Below are 15,906 nucleotides of genomic sequence, written 5' to 3' on the forward strand. Positions count from 1 at the left end.
AAAAAAGATGTCCGAAAAAGGTCTATAGACCCACCGAACATCTACCATATTTATATAAAATCATTATATTTTTGTACATTATTATTAAAAACAAAAATTGTTATTACAAAGATTGCATGTTCCAGACCAATTGTTTCAATTTTAGCTTCCTTTTACTTCACTAACTGTAAAATTGTTTTAAAATGTTCATGGTCTGCACGTTGTAACAGCTCGTATATAATCATCTCTGTGCTCGTTGGATAAATACCAAGTGCATTCATCTTAGTTAGCCCGATTTCTTTATTTGCCTTTGTTCGAGAAGACACAGCATCTACCACAACTTCCACTTCAAATCCTTGTTCCTTCAATTGTCTCGCCGTTTGGTACACACATATATGTGTTTCGATACCTGTGACAATAAATTGTGAACGTCCGCTTTCCTTCATCGCCTCCACAAATGCCTCTTCCTGGCAAGCACTAAAAGCCATTTTAGCAATGGGTTGCCCTTGTAAATGCTGGGCTATATCCAGTGCTGTTCCACCTAAACGACTTGGATTTTGTTCGAGCCATAAAATAGGTACTTCAAGTGCTTGCATGGCTTGTACCAACTTTGCTACATTGTCAATCATCGCTTCACTGTCATCCACAATTGTCGCTAACTTTCCTTGTACGTCCACAACGACTAAACAAGCTTTCTCTACTGTAAACATTTTGAACACCTCTTTTTCCTATTCTCTCTTATGATTATACAAAATCTTGCTTTACCTGTCGTAAATTAAGAAGTTCCTTTCTTCAAAAATAGATAGTACTGCAATCGATTTTGCTTGTTTTGGTGCTTTTTATACATTTTATCTATAATAGTAGAATAATTCACATAACTTTAAACACGAACATTGCATGAATTAAATCACAATAATATGTATAAATCGCGAAATATATAACTTATTTATTTGACCAAAACTTCTTTTCATTCGTATTTAACCTTCAAAACAGACTTAAATGTGACCATTTTGTTGCGAGTCTGTCGCTATTCTGCTCAAATATTAAGAATTTTATTTTTTCTCTTGAAAATTGGGGTATAATCCAGTAAAGTTCTGTTATTAACCAAACAAGGAGTGTACCACTTTGACACAACGTGCATACAATTTCAACGCAGGTCCATCTGCACTACCACAAGAAGTATTAGAAAAAGCTCAAGAGCAATTAGTAAACTTCCGTGATTCAGGTATGTCCATTATGGAAATGAGTCACCGTAGTGCCATTTTCGACAAAGTACATAACGAAGCCATTGCTTTATTAAAAAAACTTTATGCCATTCCAGAAAACTATGAGGTGCTATTTTTACAAGGTGGCGCAAGTCTTCAATTTACAATGATTCCTATGAACTTCTTAACAACTGAGCAAAAAGCTAGCTATGTATTATCAGGCTCATGGTCTGAGAAAGCTTTTAAGGAAGCGAAATTGTTTGGTACACCTGTTGAAGCTGCAAGCACAAAAGAAAACCAATACCGCAATATTCCTGCTTTAGCAGACATTCAATTCAATGAAGATGATGCCTATGTACACATCACATCGAATAATACGATCTACGGTACACAATGGAGAAATTATCCTGACACAGGAAATGTTCCATTAATTGCCGATATGTCTAGTGATATTCTGTCAAAACCAGTGGATATTGAAAAATTCGGAATCATCTATGCAGGCGCTCAAAAAAACCTTGGTCCATCAGGGGTAACGGTCGTCATTATTCGCAAAGATCTGCTTGAGAAAGCCAATAAAAATATCCCAACAATGCTGAAATACACAACACACGCTGATAGTAATTCACTGTATAATACTCCACCAACATTTGGTATCTATATGCTAGGAGAGGTGTTAAAGTGGGTAGAAGCTAAAGGTGGCGTAGCTGCAATTGAAAAACACAATGAATTAAAGGCCAAAGTGATTTATGATGCCATTGACAATAGTAATGGCTTCTACAAAGGTCATGCGGCTTCAGATAGCCGTTCTTTAATGAACATTACATTCCGTGTTGCAGATGAGGAGCTTGAAAAGCAATTCCTTGCAGAGGCGAAGGCAGCAGGCTTTGTAGGGCTAAACGGGCATCGATCTGTAGGTGGCTGTCGTGCTTCCACTTACAATGCAGTGCCTCTTGAGGCTTGTGAGGCTTTACGAGATTTCATGGTAGCGTTCCAACAAAAACATCAATAGACTTATACTAAACGACGACGAATTACGTTTCTGTAATGACTCGTCGTTTTTTGTTTAAAAAAATCATGCAAATCTATCCTCATACAAATCATTTGAATTAGATATTTATAGCAATTTTTCAGCTTAGGGCTTTACACAATGCAAAAGATTTTGAGAAAAATATAGATTTTTAAGCTGCCTATCGGACATATCGCCAGCCTCTAGTTATGCACCAAACATAGATTATTAGTGTAAGGGTTACCCTTACGAAACTAGAGGAAGGGAGGTCTAGACGATGGAAGATAAACGATATACGACACAGATGAACTGGCAAGGCTGTAAATGTCCTAAAAAGGTTGAAAAATGCTGTCAACGTAAAGTTGAGAAATGTCCTTGTCAAAAAGAGGAAAAATGTACACCAAGAATGAGCAGCAACTGTAGAAGTTGTATTTGTCAACAATTAAGAAAATTAGAGCTTGCTACTACACTAGATATCTTCTTATCTGGAGGTATTAGCTTCTTAGGTGTGACTTTCATTTCCTTCGATCCACGAACTTGCTGTGCATACTTCCTTGAGCCAGGTGCAGCACCTGCTTCTCCTTTAATTGTAGATTGTAATAAAATTGTTGCGATCCGTAGAGTAGCAGTAGCTTAATCAATTTAGAGGGTAGCCCTATACAGGCACCCTCTTCTTACATAGAAAAAAACTCTGTCAACATTTAATGTGACAGAGTTTCATGCTTACAATCTGGGCATTTCCCATATATTTCGAACTTATGATTTTCAATTTCATAGTCAGGCAATTTTTCACCTAACATTTCCATTGGACAAAGATTAAGCTCTTTGACGTTGCCACAATCCATACAGATAAAATGATGGTGATGATGCGCAGATTCACAGTGCATACGGAAATTACGTTCCCCAGATAGCTCTGTTTCTTCTAATATCCCAAGTTTCACAAAAGTAGCAAGGTTACGATAAATGGTATCAAAACTCATCCCCGGGAAATCTTTTTTTAAAACATCCAATAAATCACGGGCTGTTAGATATTTATCTGTTGCTGCAAACATATCTAATATTAACTCCCGTTTATCTGTTTTTTTATAGCCATTTTCCTTTAATATTTCCCACGCTCTTGAAATATTCATTACGCTACCTCCCCCTGCCTTGCAGCCATTTTAAATGCTACTTTCTTTCCTAGGATTACCAGTAACAAAATCAAAATCGAAGTGACAACAATCGTACCACCCGGCGCTAAATCCATATAAAAGGCACTAATTAGACCAATTAAGACAGCCGTTTCTCCAAAGATGATAGCATAGATGATCGTTTGCTTAAAGCCCTTTGCCAAGCGCATTGCAGCTGCAACAGGTAACGTCATTAATGATGACACAAGTAAAATACCTACTATACGCATACTTGCTGCAATGACAAGTGCTGTCACAATCATAAATAAAAGATGAACCCAACGTGCCGGCAGTCCACTAGCTTTTGCATATTCCTCATCGAAAGATAAAACAAATAATTCTTTAAAAAATAAAAACAAAAAGACAATGACAACAGCTGCAATTCCGATTACAACCCATAAGTCTTGGCGTGACACTGCAGATACCGAGCCAAATAAATAGCTCATTAAATCGGTGCTAAAGCCACTAGCCAGTGAGATAAAGATGGCACTAATGCCGATACCACCTGACATAATGATTGGAATGGCCAACTCCTCATAGTGCTTATACAAACGTCTTAGACGTTCAATTAAAATAGAGCCACTAACAGAGGCTAGTATTCCTAGATAAATAGGATTAAGCATGGCTAAGGCTGTTACAGATTGACTGATATATAAGCTCCCCGCAATTCCTGCAAGTGTTACATGTGACAAAGCGTCCGCAATTAAGGATAACCTTCGTACAACAATAAACACACCTAATAATGGAGCAAGAATGCCAATTAATAATCCAGAGAAAAAGGCATTTTGTAAAAATTCATAGTTTAAAATTGCTTCAATCATGGTGCCTACTCCTTCTAATGAATCTTTCTCACGGAATGACCATACCAAGCGTCTAGCGCATCCTGGGAGATATTATCAAAGTCATTTTTATAGCCGTGGAAGTGAATGGTTTGATTTAAACATGCCACATGGCTAATGCGATTCGATACCGTATCGACATCGTGTGTGACAAGAATCATGGTAATTCCTTGTTCCCGATTCAATTTCGCCAGCATATCATAAAATGACTGCACATTCTCATGATCAATGCCGACAGTTGGCTCATCTAAAATGAGTAATTTTGGATCACTAACTAAAGCTCTTGCAATAAAGACGCGTTGTTGTTGTCCACCAGATAGCTCGCCAATGTTACGATGCATAAAAGCATCCATGCCAACTGCTTTTAAAGCTGCTTGAACTTTCCCTTTAGCATCTCGCCCTGGTCTTTTAAAGAGCCCTATTTTTTTCGTTAATCCACTTTTCACGACCTCTTGCACAGTTGCTGGGAATCCAGAATTAAAGGCATTAGATTTTTGAGAAACATAGCCAATCCATTCACGATGCTTGAAGGTTGCACTTGGTTCACCAAATAATTTTATTTCTCCAGACAAAGGCTTTAATAAACCTAAAATGATTTTTAATAGTGTTGATTTCCCAGAACCATTCGGACCGAGAAGTGCTAAAAAATCACCCTCTTCTACACGAAAAGAAATGTTTTTTAAAACGTGTGTATAGTCATATTGAAATGACACATTTTCAATATCAATAAGTGTTGTTTTCATGCATGATCGCTTCTTTCTAATTCAAAATCATTACGATTTACAAATTGTAAGTATAAAGGAAAGTGCAGTTTTTGTAAAGAAAAGAAGATGGATGCTTTTTCGAATGGACTGATTGCGTGTGTGTACATGATGTCATGAAAATAAAACGCGATAAAGGAGGATTGACTTTGAGTATTCAATTTTTACAGCAATTGTCACAAAGCACAGATAAGGAAATTGTCGCGATTGCTCGTGAAGAAGGCTTTAACATTACGACTTCGGAAGTCAAAAAACTTCGACCTTATTTGGAGCAATTCTCATTTTCTTGGCTTTTTTTAGGCATTCCAAAGGACATTCTAGTAGAAGTTGAGGCGGTTTTAGGAAGAAAGCGCTCTCGTCAACTCATCGCATTGTTTACAAAGTAAAAAGAAGCCCGAAATCAGTGTACTATACTGATTTCGGGCTTCTTTATCTTGCTCCATATCGGGTATTAACCTTTTAACGCTTCAATATGCTCAGGCTTAAATGTACCACTTCGTAACATTTCAATTTCAACTTTATACGGAGCTACCTTAGATTTTGCATCACTATTTAGCGGCACAAATGGTGTTTCTAAAATTTTAGGAACATTCATCAATTGCGGATGGTGCACCACATAGTTTAGGGCATCAAAGCCAATATGACCAAAGCCAATATTTTCGTGACGGTCTTTACCAGCACCTCGCACATTTTTTGAATCATTAATATGCAAGACTTTAATGCGATCCACACCGATAATTTTATCAAATTCGTTTAATACACCATCAAAATCTTCCACAATATTATAGCCAGCATCATGTGTATGACAAGTATCGAAGCATACAGAAAGACGTTCGTTATGAGTGACGCCATCTATAATTTTCGCAAGCTCTTCAAAGGAGCGTCCACATTCTGTCCCTTTCCCTGCCATTGTTTCTAAAGCAATTTGAACGGGATAGTCTTGTGTTAATACCTCATTTAAGCCTTCAATAATTTTCGCAATCCCAGCGTCAGCACCAGCACCGACGTGAGCACCAGGATGCAAAACAATTTGCGTTGCTTCCAGTGCTGCTGTACGTTCAATTTCAGATTGTAGAAAATCAACCCCAAGGCGGAATGTTTCTGGTTTTTCTGTGTTGCCGATATTAATAATATAAGGTGCATGCACAACAATATTCGTCATGCCGTGCTCTTTCATATGCAGGAGACCATTCATAATGTTTAAATCCGCAATGGCTTTACGACGCGTATTTTGCGGAGCTCCTGTATAAATCATAAATGTATTAGCACCATAAGATAGTGCCTCTTTACTAGAGCCAAGCAGCATTTCTTTCCCACTCATCGAAACATGTGAGCCAAGTAACATGTAAAAGCCCCCTTATTTTTTACCTCGTGCTTTTAAGCGACGTTCACGTTTTTTTATTTTTTCCATTTCCCATTTCATATTACGTTTATAGCCAGGTTTAACTTTTTTAGGCTTACGCACTAACGCTTTTGCTTTCACATCGATTTCATTCTCTTGCTTCACGCGGTTTTTACGTGCGTGACGTTCTTTTAACTCAGACCATTCGCCATCTTTTACGTCTTTTTGCACAAATGGAATGCCCATTTTTTCGACACGAACTACTGCATCCTCATCAGATGGCTCAAATAAAGTAATGGCTGTTCCTTTATTGCCTGCACGTGCTGTACGTCCAACTCGGTGAATGAAGAATTCCAAGTCCTCTGGAATTTCATAGTTAATAACATGAGAAATTCCTTGAATATCAATACCACGTGCCGCTAAATCAGTAGCAACAATGTATTGATAGTCGAGTTCACGAATTTGCTTCATCATCTTTTTACGATCACGTGGACTTAAATCGCCATGAATTTGGCCACAACGGATGCCATGCTCATTTAAATAACCAGCAACATGCTCTGCCGTTTTACGTGTGTTGGTAAAAATAACGGCTAAAAACGGATTGATACCTTCAATGACTTCTAATAAACGTTTGTTACGAGATTTTGAGCGCACTGGCACAAGTACAAAATCGATACCTTCTGCCACTGGTCGTTTATCATTCATATGGATGTGCACTGGAGCTTCCATATATTTCTTTAAAAATGGCTGAAGTTTTTCTGGAATCGTTGCAGAAAAAACATACATTTCAAGCTTTTCTGGCATCTGTGAAGCAAATCCATCAATCTCTTCTATGAAGCCCATATCGAAAGCTAAATCCGCTTCATCGACAACTAACATTGGTGCCGTATGCACAAATAACGCTTGTGCTGAAACAAGATCACGAATACGTCCAGGTGTTCCAACAACAATTTGAGGTTGTGTTTTTAATTTATCAATGGAGCGTTGTTTGTCCGTACCCCCAATAAATAGTTTCGCTTGAATTGCAGTTCCTTCTATTAATTGATTTAAAGCATCAAAAATTTGCTGTGCCAGCTCTCGTGTAGGGGAAGTAATAACGGCCTGTACTTCCTCTTTTTCTGCATCAATACGTTGAACAATTGGAATTAAAAAACTATGTGTTTTCCCTGTTCCCGTATGTGCCTGTCCAATGGCACTCTTCCCTTTTAATAAAAGTGGAATAATTTCTTTTTGAATTGGTGTCGGTTCTGTAAAGCCAAGTTTTGCAATGGCGTCCTGCAAAAATGGCTGAAAATTATAATCAGTATATTTTGACATCATTCGTTCCTCCTAACATCTTTTTCATTGTACCATGATTCGAACTTTAAGGTATATTTACGTCCTATTTCTTACAAGCATAAACATAATTTTAGTGTTTTATAATCACCGTAACAAAGCCCTTATCAAAGGTACTTGAAATACGCAGAATATGCAATCAAAAAAGCGCTGTAACAATGTTCGAAAACGCTAGTAATATGTAATTTTTATGTCAATTTATAGTGAACTAATGATTAGCATATTTCCCACATGTTATGATGGTGCTGTAAGATATTATAGGAGGTTGATAGATTATGAAAGCAGCAAGATGGTATAAAGCAAAAGACATCCGTGTAGAAAACATTGAAGAACCAGTCATCACACCTGGAAAAGTAAAGATTAAAGTACATTGGACAGGCATTTGTGGTAGTGATTTACATGAATACGCAGCTGGGCCAATCTTTATTCCAGTGGAGCAACCTCACTATGTAAGTAAAGATATCGCACCAATTGTTATGGGACATGAATTCTCAGGAGAAGTCGTAGAAATTGGCGATGGTGTAACATCCGTTAAAGTGGGAGATCCTGTTGTTGTTGAACCGATCCTTGCATGTGGTGAATGTGCAGCGTGTAAAAAAGGGAAATACAATATTTGTAAACACCTAGGTTTCCACGGTTTATCAGGCGGTGGCGGAGGATTCTCTGAATATACAATGGTAGATGAAAAAATGGTTCACAAAATGCCAGAAGGTCTTTCTTATGAACAAGGGGCACTTGTAGAGCCAGCAGCGGTTGCATTACATGCTGTACGTCAAAGTAAATTGAAAGCTGGCGACAAAGCGGCTGTATTTGGAACAGGTCCAATCGGGCTTCTTGTTATCGAAGCATTACGTGCAGCAGGCGCAGCAGAAATATATGCTGTAGAGCTTTCAGCAGAGCGTGCCGCAAAAGCTTTAGAACTTGGTGCAACAGCCGTAATTAACCCTAAAGACGAAGATGCCGTTACGCGTCTACATGAATTAACAAACGGCGGCGTAGACGTTGCCTTTGAAGTAACAGGTGTTCCAGTGGTATTACAACAAGCCATTGATTCCACAACTTTTGAAGGCGAAACAATCATCGTATCTATTTGGGAGTCTACTGCATCTATTCAACCAAACAATCTTGTTCTATCAGAGCGTTCAGTCAAAGGAATTATCGCGTACCGTGATATTTTCCCAGCAGTAATGGAGCTCATGACACAAGGTTACTTCCCTGCGGACAAGCTTGTCACAAAACGCATTGCACTTGATGAAGTGGTGACAGAAGGCTTTGAGGCATTAATGAAGGAACGCAATCACATTAAAATTCTTGTGAATTCTCAAGCTTAATATAGAAGATTGAAAAACGCCGAGAAGTGGACACTCGGCGTTTTTTTCGTTATCTAAGTTGCTTCATTGTTAGTAGCACAATTTTTTTATCTACATATACTACGCTCACAAGCAAAAAGGAGTATGTCGTTTCGGTTAATTTTTTATATAAGAATCGGTTGGCAATGTTGTTTTATTTATCGATATCGCACCCTCCTATTAGCCTTTGCATATCATAGCTATAGTCAGGTATGTCATCAATGAAAAACAAGTAGAAAGGAGATCATTATGGTATTTCGACAACCTTATCCATACCCTATGTATCCGGGTGGCATGAGAATGCCCATGCCCATGCCAACACCTTCACAGATGTCGCCACAGTCCTTTTTCCCGCCTGGAGGCTTCCCTGTTCCACCACGAATTCCAGGCGGCTTTCCAATGGCTAATGGAATAGGTTCCTTTGGAGGGCAAATGCCGATGCCACCTGTGCAAGAAGCTTCGAAAGTCGGTTCGTTTTTACAGCAAGCCAACAGTTTATTCAATACGGCTAAAACCTATACCCCTTATATCCAACAAGCCATGCCGATGGTGAAAAATATTCCATCTCTTTTAAAATTATATAAAGGATTCCAAGGACTTCCTTCCGCTGGAGCTGGAGCTGGCGCTGAAGCAGCAGGTAGTGATAGTAAGGCCGCTACTGGAAGTAGACGATCATCTAGGCAAAGTGCATCATTTACGCCAGCTGAACCACTTCCATCCAAACCACGTATTTTCCAACCACCTATGTAAATGAACGTTTCTTTGTATTCACCGTCCCTGTCCGTTATAATGTAGATAGGTAAGCTTGAAAGGAGTCACAACCATGCAAGTATTGAAAATTAATCCACGTGGCTATTGCTACGGTGTTGTCGATGCGATGGTAATCGCACGTAATGCCGCACTTGATAAAACATTACCAAGACCTATCTACATCTTAGGGATGATTGTGCATAATAAACATGTCACAGACGCGTTTGAAGAGGATGGTATCATCACGTTAGATGGTGAAAACCGCCAAGAAATTATTGAGCAAGTTGAAACAGGTACGGTCATTTTCACAGCACACGGTGTTTCACCAGAAATTCGTGAAATTGCGAAGCGAAAAGGCTTAGTGTCCATTGATGCTACATGTCCTGATGTAACAGTTACTCACGATTTAATTCGCGAAAAATCTGCAGAAGGCTATGATATTATTTACATTGGTAAAAAAGGACATCCCGAGCCAGAGGGTGCCATTGGCGTTGCTCCGGATCATGTCCACTTAGTGCAGTCCTCTATTGATATTGATGCGTTACAATTAACGAACGATAAATTACTTGTCACAAATCAAACGACAATGAGTCAATGGGATGTCGCCCATTTAATGGATAGTTTAAAAGAAAAGTTCCCACATATAGAGGTACACAAAGAGATTTGTTTAGCTACACAGGTTCGTCAAGAAGCTGTTGCTCAGCAAGCAGGAGAAGCGGATTTACTAATTGTTGTAGGTGATCCTAAATCAAATAACTCCAACCGTTTAACACAAGTCTCTGTAGAAATTGCAGGAACACCATCCTATCGAATTGCTGACGTTTCAGAGCTAAAAGTAGAATGGTTAAAAGGCATTAACATTGTAGCTGTCACAGCAGGTGCTTCTACGCCAACACCGATTGTAAAAGAGGTTATTTCCTTCCTTGATCAATTTGATGAAAATGACCCTTCTACACACGAGATTAAGCGTACGGTAACATTAAATAAAATCCTGCCGAAAATTAAAACGCCAACACCTGTTGATAAAATATTGCCTTATTAATTAATAGCTAAAAAATCCTGGTTGCCATGATGACAATCAGGATTTTCTCTATTTACTAAAATAATAGTTGATAGGGCGACCAATGCCTCCATAATGGACATCCATTGTAATTTCCTCTTGCTTCTCTAAATAATCCAAATATCTTCTGGCCGTTACACGGGCAATTCCTATTCCACTTGCTACCTCTTCAGCCGATGCACCATCTACCGATTGTAAAAAGTGCACCACCTTTTCGAGTGTTGTACGATTAAAACCTTTTGGAAGATTTTTCTCTGATTGTAATGTATGTGCTGGCTCTATGTTATTTTTTTCATCACGATAATGAAATAACTGATCCAATTCTCCCTGTGTAAGCTCTCGTTCTGTTTGTGTTTGCTTCTTAAAGCGTAAATAATTGTCAAGTGTCCCTTTGACTCGTTCAAATGAAAATGGCTTCATAATATAATCAAAGACACCTAGATGCAGTACCTGTTTCACCGTCTCCATATCATTCGCAGCCGTTACAGTGATGACATCCACTGGTAAATCCAGCTCGCGTATTTTGCGTAAACTCGTAATACCATCTTGCTCCGGCATAAAAATATCCATAAAGACTAAATCAGGCTGATGATGACGAATTTGTGTAATGCCCTCTAAGCCATTAGATGCCTGTCCAATCACTTGAAAATGTTCTACCTTTTCAATAAATTGACGATTTACCTCTCGCACCATTGGATCATCCTCAATTAATAATACTTTGATTTGTGCCACTGTCTGCCCTCCATCCAATTATGAATAATAAAAGGTGATTAAAAAACTTGTCCCTTTGTTGGGTTCACTGATGACTTCAATATCACCCTGTCCTTTTTCAACGATTTCTTTTATTAGGAACAACCCTATTCCACGGTAGTTTTTCTCTTTTGTAGAATAACCATTGTCAAATATGTGCTGTTTGACCTCTTCCGTCATGCCAACACCGTTATCCGTTACTAAAATCGCAAGGACATCCTCATCTTCATCTACTGAAACATGAATCACTTTCTCCTCAACCTGTACATCTTTTAATGCATCAAATGCATTCTCGATTAAATTACCAAATAGAATAACGAAATCATGATGATCCAAATTAGGTGGGAAGGATGTTAATCGACTTTCACGATCAATCTCTAGTCGAATTCCTTGTTCTTTAGCATAAGAAATTTTACTAAGCAATAGCCCAGAAATATTTTCATTTTTTATACGTTCATTTAAAAAATTCGTGATTTCATCATGTTCTTCCTTCACTTGCGTTATATAAGTGAGTGCTTGTTCATGATGACCGAGCTGTAAAAGACCTGCTATCGTATGCAGTTTATTTTTATGCTCATGCGTTTGTACGCGCAGAGCTTGGACAAAAGCTCGAACGCCCGTTAGTTCTTCTGCAAGCTTTTTCACTTCCGTACGGTCTTTAAACATGGCTACTGCCCCGACGGTTTCTCCATTAACCTGTATCGGAATACGGTTACTCATAATACTGTGATTATTAATATATAGCTCACGATTAAATAATGGCTGATCTAGCTCTAAAATTTCAGGAAGTCGTGTATCGGGCAGGACATGAAAGATTTTCTGACCAATTAGTATAGAGGGTTTTTCATGAACACCTAATATATCACAGGCTTTTTCATTAAAAATTGTGATGGTCAAATCATTGTCGATGGCAATGATGCCTTCATGCATGGCATTAAATGTTTCCGTACGCTCCACATACATTTTGGCAATTTCATGAGGCTCTAATCCAAACATTTGCTTCTTCATATGAAGCCCTAAAGTTCGTGCACCCCATGCACTAAAGATTAAAGATAATAGAACAGTAATCATCAGCTCTGTTTCCATTGATTGTAGTAATTCCACTACTGTAAGTACACTGAACCCCACTACCGTAACACCGATTTGTTGACCTTCTTGATTCATAATCGGTACAAATGCACGCACCATATCACCATGCTCTCCACGAGCGATCGACGTATAATAATGCTCAGAAAACGCAGCGTTTAAATCACCCGATTGCGATATTCGACCAAGTTCCTGGCTATTGGGGTGAGAATATTTTCGACGTTCCATATCAAGAACAACAATATACTTTGCTCCATTGATATCACGGATTTCTTCTACTACAGGGTTAATATGTTGAATGGCCTCGAGGTTATTTTCGCTAGCAATATACGTTTTTATTTCAGGAAGCTGTGAGACGGTTTTGGCCACTAGTAGTGCTTGATCACTTAGTTTTGTTTTTTGTTCATTCATCACAAACCCTAACAAGAAAGTACCACCAATACTAAAGGAAAGCATCAGAATAAAAAACGTCAGAGACATGATTTTTCTCTGCATCGATAACTTTTGAAATTTCAAGATGACCGCCTCCCTCCTACTATATTTTAGCGTACTCCATATGTTAGAATAACAAAAACATCAGAAAATACGAATAAATTGGGTGTATTCAATGAAAAAATTTATTATAGGAACGATGATTACTGTCTTTGCTTTAATCGTTACCATTAGTATTCAGCAAGGATTACTCTTTGCCAAGCCACTTCCCTATGATGATGAGCAAAATGGGTTAGACACACAAATAACGATTCATTTGAGTCATGTAGTTGCTGAGAATACGCCTAAAGGACAAGCGGCCAATAAATTTGCTGAGCTAGTAGAAGAAAAAACAAATGGGAAAGTCAAAGTACATGTCTACTCAAATTCTTCTTTATTCAATGATGAAAATGAGTTCCAGGCTTTACAAAAGGGAGACGTAGAAATGATTATTCCTACTTTTTCGAAGATGACCGCTTATGTTCCTAATTGGCAGGTATTGGATTTACCTTATTTATTTAAGACAGATGATGAAGTCAAGGAGGTTCTGACGGGTTCTATAGGTGAACAATTAGTCAACGAACTAGAGCCGTTTCATATTAAGGGACTTGGCTTTTGGTACAATGGTTTTAAGCATTTAACCTCTTCTGATCATCCTATCCATACATTTAAGGATTTACAGGGCTTACGTGTGCGAACGATGCCTAGTAAAACATTGGAAAAGCAATTTGAAGTGGTCAAAGCAACGCCTATGCCCATTTCCTTTAGCGAGGTTTTTACAGATTTAGAGAAGCATGCGATTGACGCGCAGGAAAATACAGCATCGAATATTTACTCAAAAGGTTTTTACAAGGTACAGAAACATATGACCATCACCCAGCATGGTATTTTGGGCTACGCTGTGTTAATGAACGAAACCTTTTGGAATTCCTTGCCTGTAAAAATTCAACACCAATTGTTGGATGCAATGAAAGAAACAACAGATTGGCAATTTGAACAGGCTGCACTGATGAATGAAAAAGATATGCAGAAGCTTAAACAACAAGATGACTTTGATGTTTATACAATGAGTCCACTAGAAAGACAGCGCTTTAAAGAGCAGCTTGCGCCTGTCTACGATTTTTATAAAGCCCATATTCAAAATGATCGCATCTTAACAGAGATTGAAAAAATCGTTGCGCCTTAATACTTTTGTTCATTAATGAAAGGTCCTTACTAACCGTAAGGATTTTTTCTTTTGTATTATAATAGATTAGATAATCTCAAATCTACTATAAAACAGCCTGAAACCCCTGTTATTACTAGCTTTATCTCTCCCCTTCCTAAAAAATGAACAAAATGAACAATACAAACATTACGGTCATAAACACTATTGTCGGAAAATTTCAGCTATGATAACCACATGAAAGCGTTCACACAATATTCATAGATGTTGTAGGGGGAGAACTATTATGCGGATAAATTTTAAAAACTTAACAGTACAAGTGTTGATTGCCATTGTACTAGGGATCATTGTCGGGGCAACATTCCCTGAGTTCGGGGCAAAGCTAAAAATATTAGCGGACATCTTTATTAAACTAATTAAAATGTTAATAGCACCGATTATTTTCTTAACAGTCGTCATCGGTATTGGTAGTATGGGGGATGTCAAAAAGGTTGGGAAAATTGGTGGGAAGGCTTTAATTTATTTTGAAATTGTCTCAACATTTGCGCTTGCGATTGGCTTAATTGTTGTCAATATTGTTCAACCAGGAAAAGGCTTTAATACAGATGCTGCCAGCGGTGCTGATGTTTCACAATATACAGATGCGGCGGCTGCAGAACATGGCTTAGGTGCTTTTATCATGCAAATTATCCCTGAAAATGTGGTAGGTGCATTAGCAAATGGTGAATTATTACCTGTCTTATTCTCAGCTGTTTTATTTGGACTAGCTGCAGCAGCGATTGGAGAACCAGCAAAACCTGTTATTAAATTTTTCGAACAAGTGGCAGATATTTTCTTTAAAATTGTTAATATGGTAATGAAAATTTCTCCTATTGGTGCGTTCGGTGCCATGAGTTATACAATCGGAAACTTCGGACTTAAATCACTTGGAAACTTAGGGTTTTTAATGTTATCCGTCTATACAACAATGTTTATTTTTATTGTTGTGATTATCGGATTAATTACACGCTACTTCGGCTTTAGTATTTTTAAATTTATTAAATACATTAAGGATGAAATTTTTATCGTTATTGGGACATCTTCATCTGAATCTGCACTACCTTCCATGATGCGTAAACTTGAAAACTATGGTTGTTCTAAGCAAGTAGTAGGGCTCGTTATCCCAACTGGTTACTCGTTTAATTTAGATGGCACTTCCATTTATTTATCAATGGCTGCTATCTTTATTGCACAGGCATATGGTGTGGATTTAGATGTTTGGCATCAAATTACGTTACTAGCCATCTTAATGCTTACCTCTAAAGGAGCAGCTGGTGTAACAGGCTCTGGCTTTATTACACTTGCCGCAACATTGGCAGCCTTTCCTATGATTCCAGTAGAAGGAATTGCCCTATTAATCGGCGTAGATCGCTTTATGTCAGAGGCACGTGCAGTGACAAATCTAATTGGAAACGGCGTGGCAACAGTAGTCGTGTCAAAAATGGAAAAAGAATTTGATACGGAGCAAGAAAAACGTGCTCTTGCAGGACATACTTCAATGCCATAACAACAAAAAGGCTACTGAAAGCGAAATATTCGCCATTTCAGCAGCCTCTTTGTTTGGAAATAAAGTGATCATATTACATTGCTCGGCTTGTTC

General features: G+C 38.2%; 16 protein-coding genes. 8 read left to right on the forward strand and 8 right to left on the reverse strand.

The window, feature by feature from the left end; all coding sequences use genetic code 11:
• Positions 1 to 152 precede the first annotated feature (152 nt).
• Complete coding sequence (locus tag V6670_RS14685; protein WP_141905079.1) at positions 153 to 689, reverse strand: hydrolase; 537 nt, start codon at positions 687 to 689, stop codon at positions 153 to 155.
• Positions 690 to 1,104: 415 nt separating this feature from the next.
• Here V6670_RS14685 and serC point away from each other — a divergent pair, with 415 nt between their 5' ends.
• Positions 1,105 to 2,193, forward strand: coding sequence for a 3-phosphoserine/phosphohydroxythreonine transaminase (gene serC, locus V6670_RS14690; protein WP_141905080.1), 1,089 nt, complete (start codon positions 1,105 to 1,107; stop codon positions 2,191 to 2,193).
• A gap of 274 nt (positions 2,194 to 2,467) precedes the next feature.
• Positions 2,468 to 2,827, forward strand: coding sequence for a hypothetical protein (locus tag V6670_RS14695; RefSeq protein WP_036120408.1), 360 nt, complete (start codon positions 2,468 to 2,470; stop codon positions 2,825 to 2,827).
• 64 nt (positions 2,828 to 2,891) lie between these two features.
• Here the strand turns inward: V6670_RS14695 and V6670_RS14700 are convergent, their stop codons facing one another.
• The 3 genes from V6670_RS14700 to V6670_RS14710 are packed head-to-tail and all read right to left on the reverse strand — an operon-like array spanning position 2,892 to position 4,941.
• Complete coding sequence (locus V6670_RS14700) at positions 2,892 to 3,320, reverse strand: Fur family transcriptional regulator (RefSeq protein WP_004227247.1); 429 nt, start codon at positions 3,318 to 3,320, stop codon at positions 2,892 to 2,894.
• Positions 3,320 to 4,180 carry a metal ABC transporter permease gene (locus V6670_RS14705; RefSeq protein ID WP_141905081.1) on the reverse strand — a complete coding sequence of 287 codons (861 nt, stop codon included), beginning with the start codon at positions 4,178 to 4,180 and terminating at the stop codon, positions 3,320 to 3,322. Before V6670_RS14705 ends, V6670_RS14700 begins: the two co-directional genes overlap by 1 nt.
• A 14-nt stretch (positions 4,181 to 4,194) precedes the next feature.
• Positions 4,195 to 4,941, reverse strand: a complete 747-nt coding sequence (locus V6670_RS14710; RefSeq protein WP_036120413.1) for an ABC transporter ATP-binding protein — start codon at positions 4,939 to 4,941, stop codon at positions 4,195 to 4,197.
• Positions 4,942 to 5,108: 167 nt separating this feature from the next.
• Here V6670_RS14710 and V6670_RS14715 point away from each other — a divergent pair, with 167 nt between their 5' ends.
• A complete protein-coding gene (locus tag V6670_RS14715) occupies positions 5,109 to 5,345 on the forward strand; it encodes an endonuclease IV (RefSeq protein WP_036120418.1) in 237 nt (78 codons plus the stop codon).
• Between the two features lie 65 nt (positions 5,346 to 5,410).
• Here V6670_RS14715 and V6670_RS14720 read toward each other — a convergent pair whose 3' ends face one another.
• On the reverse strand, positions 5,411 to 6,304 hold the full coding sequence (locus tag V6670_RS14720) for a deoxyribonuclease IV (RefSeq protein ID WP_141905082.1): 894 nt from the start codon (positions 6,302 to 6,304) through the stop codon (positions 5,411 to 5,413).
• 12 nt (positions 6,305 to 6,316) lie between these two features.
• A complete protein-coding gene (locus V6670_RS14725; RefSeq protein ID WP_338654643.1) occupies positions 6,317 to 7,618 on the reverse strand; it encodes a DEAD/DEAH box helicase in 1,302 nt (433 codons plus the stop codon).
• A 293-nt stretch (positions 7,619 to 7,911) separates the two neighbouring features.
• Between V6670_RS14725 and V6670_RS14730 the strand changes: the two genes are divergently transcribed.
• The 3 genes from V6670_RS14730 to V6670_RS14740 all read left to right on the forward strand — a co-directional run bounded on the left by V6670_RS14730 (position 7,912) and on the right by V6670_RS14740 (position 10,777).
• Complete coding sequence (locus V6670_RS14730; RefSeq protein WP_141905083.1) at positions 7,912 to 8,967, forward strand: 2,3-butanediol dehydrogenase; 1,056 nt, start codon at positions 7,912 to 7,914, stop codon at positions 8,965 to 8,967.
• Between the two features lie 267 nt (positions 8,968 to 9,234).
• Complete coding sequence (gene vrrA, locus V6670_RS14735) at positions 9,235 to 9,735, forward strand: VrrA/YqfQ family protein (RefSeq protein ID WP_338651498.1); 501 nt, start codon at positions 9,235 to 9,237, stop codon at positions 9,733 to 9,735.
• 73 nt (positions 9,736 to 9,808) lie between these two features.
• Positions 9,809 to 10,777: a 4-hydroxy-3-methylbut-2-enyl diphosphate reductase gene (locus V6670_RS14740; protein WP_036120448.1), complete on the forward strand. Its 969-nt coding sequence runs from the start codon at positions 9,809 to 9,811 to the stop codon at positions 10,775 to 10,777.
• 48 nt (positions 10,778 to 10,825) lie between these two features.
• Here the strand turns inward: V6670_RS14740 and V6670_RS14745 are convergent, their stop codons facing one another.
• Positions 10,826 to 11,527: a response regulator gene (locus V6670_RS14745; protein ID WP_141905085.1), complete on the reverse strand. Its 702-nt coding sequence runs from the start codon at positions 11,525 to 11,527 to the stop codon at positions 10,826 to 10,828.
• Between the two features lie 18 nt (positions 11,528 to 11,545).
• A complete protein-coding gene (locus tag V6670_RS14750; RefSeq protein ID WP_186436212.1) occupies positions 11,546 to 13,087 on the reverse strand; it encodes a sensor histidine kinase in 1,542 nt (513 codons plus the stop codon).
• Positions 13,088 to 13,238: 151 nt separating this feature from the next.
• Between V6670_RS14750 and V6670_RS14755 the strand changes: the two genes are divergently transcribed.
• Positions 13,239 to 14,288 carry a TRAP transporter substrate-binding protein gene (locus tag V6670_RS14755; protein WP_036120455.1) on the forward strand — a complete coding sequence of 350 codons (1,050 nt, stop codon included), beginning with the start codon at positions 13,239 to 13,241 and terminating at the stop codon, positions 14,286 to 14,288.
• 265 nt (positions 14,289 to 14,553) lie between these two features.
• Positions 14,554 to 15,813, forward strand: coding sequence for a dicarboxylate/amino acid:cation symporter (locus tag V6670_RS14760; protein ID WP_036120458.1), 1,260 nt, complete (start codon positions 14,554 to 14,556; stop codon positions 15,811 to 15,813).
• Positions 15,814 to 15,906 lie beyond the last annotated feature (93 nt).

Origin of the sequence: Lysinibacillus sp. Y5S-8 (assembly GCF_036894365.1) — a bacterium.
GTDB classification, from domain to species: Bacteria; Bacillota; Bacilli; order Bacillales_A; family Planococcaceae; genus Lysinibacillus; species Lysinibacillus fusiformis_D.

What these genes read in the sequence shown, in the direction of transcription:
- V6670_RS14710 (WP_036120413.1), bottom strand. Translation starts at nt 4,941, where the DNA reads ATGAAAACAACACTTATTGATATTGAAAATGTGTCATTTCAATATGAC.
- vrrA (WP_338651498.1), top strand. Translation starts at nt 9,235, where the DNA reads ATGGTATTTCGACAACCTTATCCATACCCTATGTATCCGGGTGGCATG.
- V6670_RS14695 (WP_036120408.1), top strand. Translation starts at nt 2,468, where the DNA reads ATGGAAGATAAACGATATACGACACAGATGAACTGGCAAGGCTGTAAA.
- V6670_RS14740 (WP_036120448.1), top strand. Translation starts at nt 9,809, where the DNA reads ATGCAAGTATTGAAAATTAATCCACGTGGCTATTGCTACGGTGTTGTC.
- V6670_RS14720 (WP_141905082.1), bottom strand. Translation starts at nt 6,304, where the DNA reads ATGTTACTTGGCTCACATGTTTCGATGAGTGGGAAAGAAATGCTGCTT.
- V6670_RS14700 (WP_004227247.1), bottom strand. Translation starts at nt 3,320, where the DNA reads ATGAATATTTCAAGAGCGTGGGAAATATTAAAGGAAAATGGCTATAAA.
- V6670_RS14755 (WP_036120455.1), top strand. Translation starts at nt 13,239, where the DNA reads ATGAAAAAATTTATTATAGGAACGATGATTACTGTCTTTGCTTTAATC.
- V6670_RS14760 (WP_036120458.1), top strand. Translation starts at nt 14,554, where the DNA reads ATGCGGATAAATTTTAAAAACTTAACAGTACAAGTGTTGATTGCCATT.
- V6670_RS14730 (WP_141905083.1), top strand. Translation starts at nt 7,912, where the DNA reads ATGAAAGCAGCAAGATGGTATAAAGCAAAAGACATCCGTGTAGAAAAC.
- V6670_RS14705 (WP_141905081.1), bottom strand. Translation starts at nt 4,180, where the DNA reads ATGATTGAAGCAATTTTAAACTATGAATTTTTACAAAATGCCTTTTTC.
- V6670_RS14750 (WP_186436212.1), bottom strand. Translation starts at nt 13,087, where the DNA reads ATGCTTTCCTTTAGTATTGGTGGTACTTTCTTGTTAGGGTTTGTGATG.
- V6670_RS14685 (WP_141905079.1), bottom strand. Translation starts at nt 689, where the DNA reads ATGTTTACAGTAGAGAAAGCTTGTTTAGTCGTTGTGGACGTACAAGGA.
- V6670_RS14725 (WP_338654643.1), bottom strand. Translation starts at nt 7,618, where the DNA reads ATGTCAAAATATACTGATTATAATTTTCAGCCATTTTTGCAGGACGCC.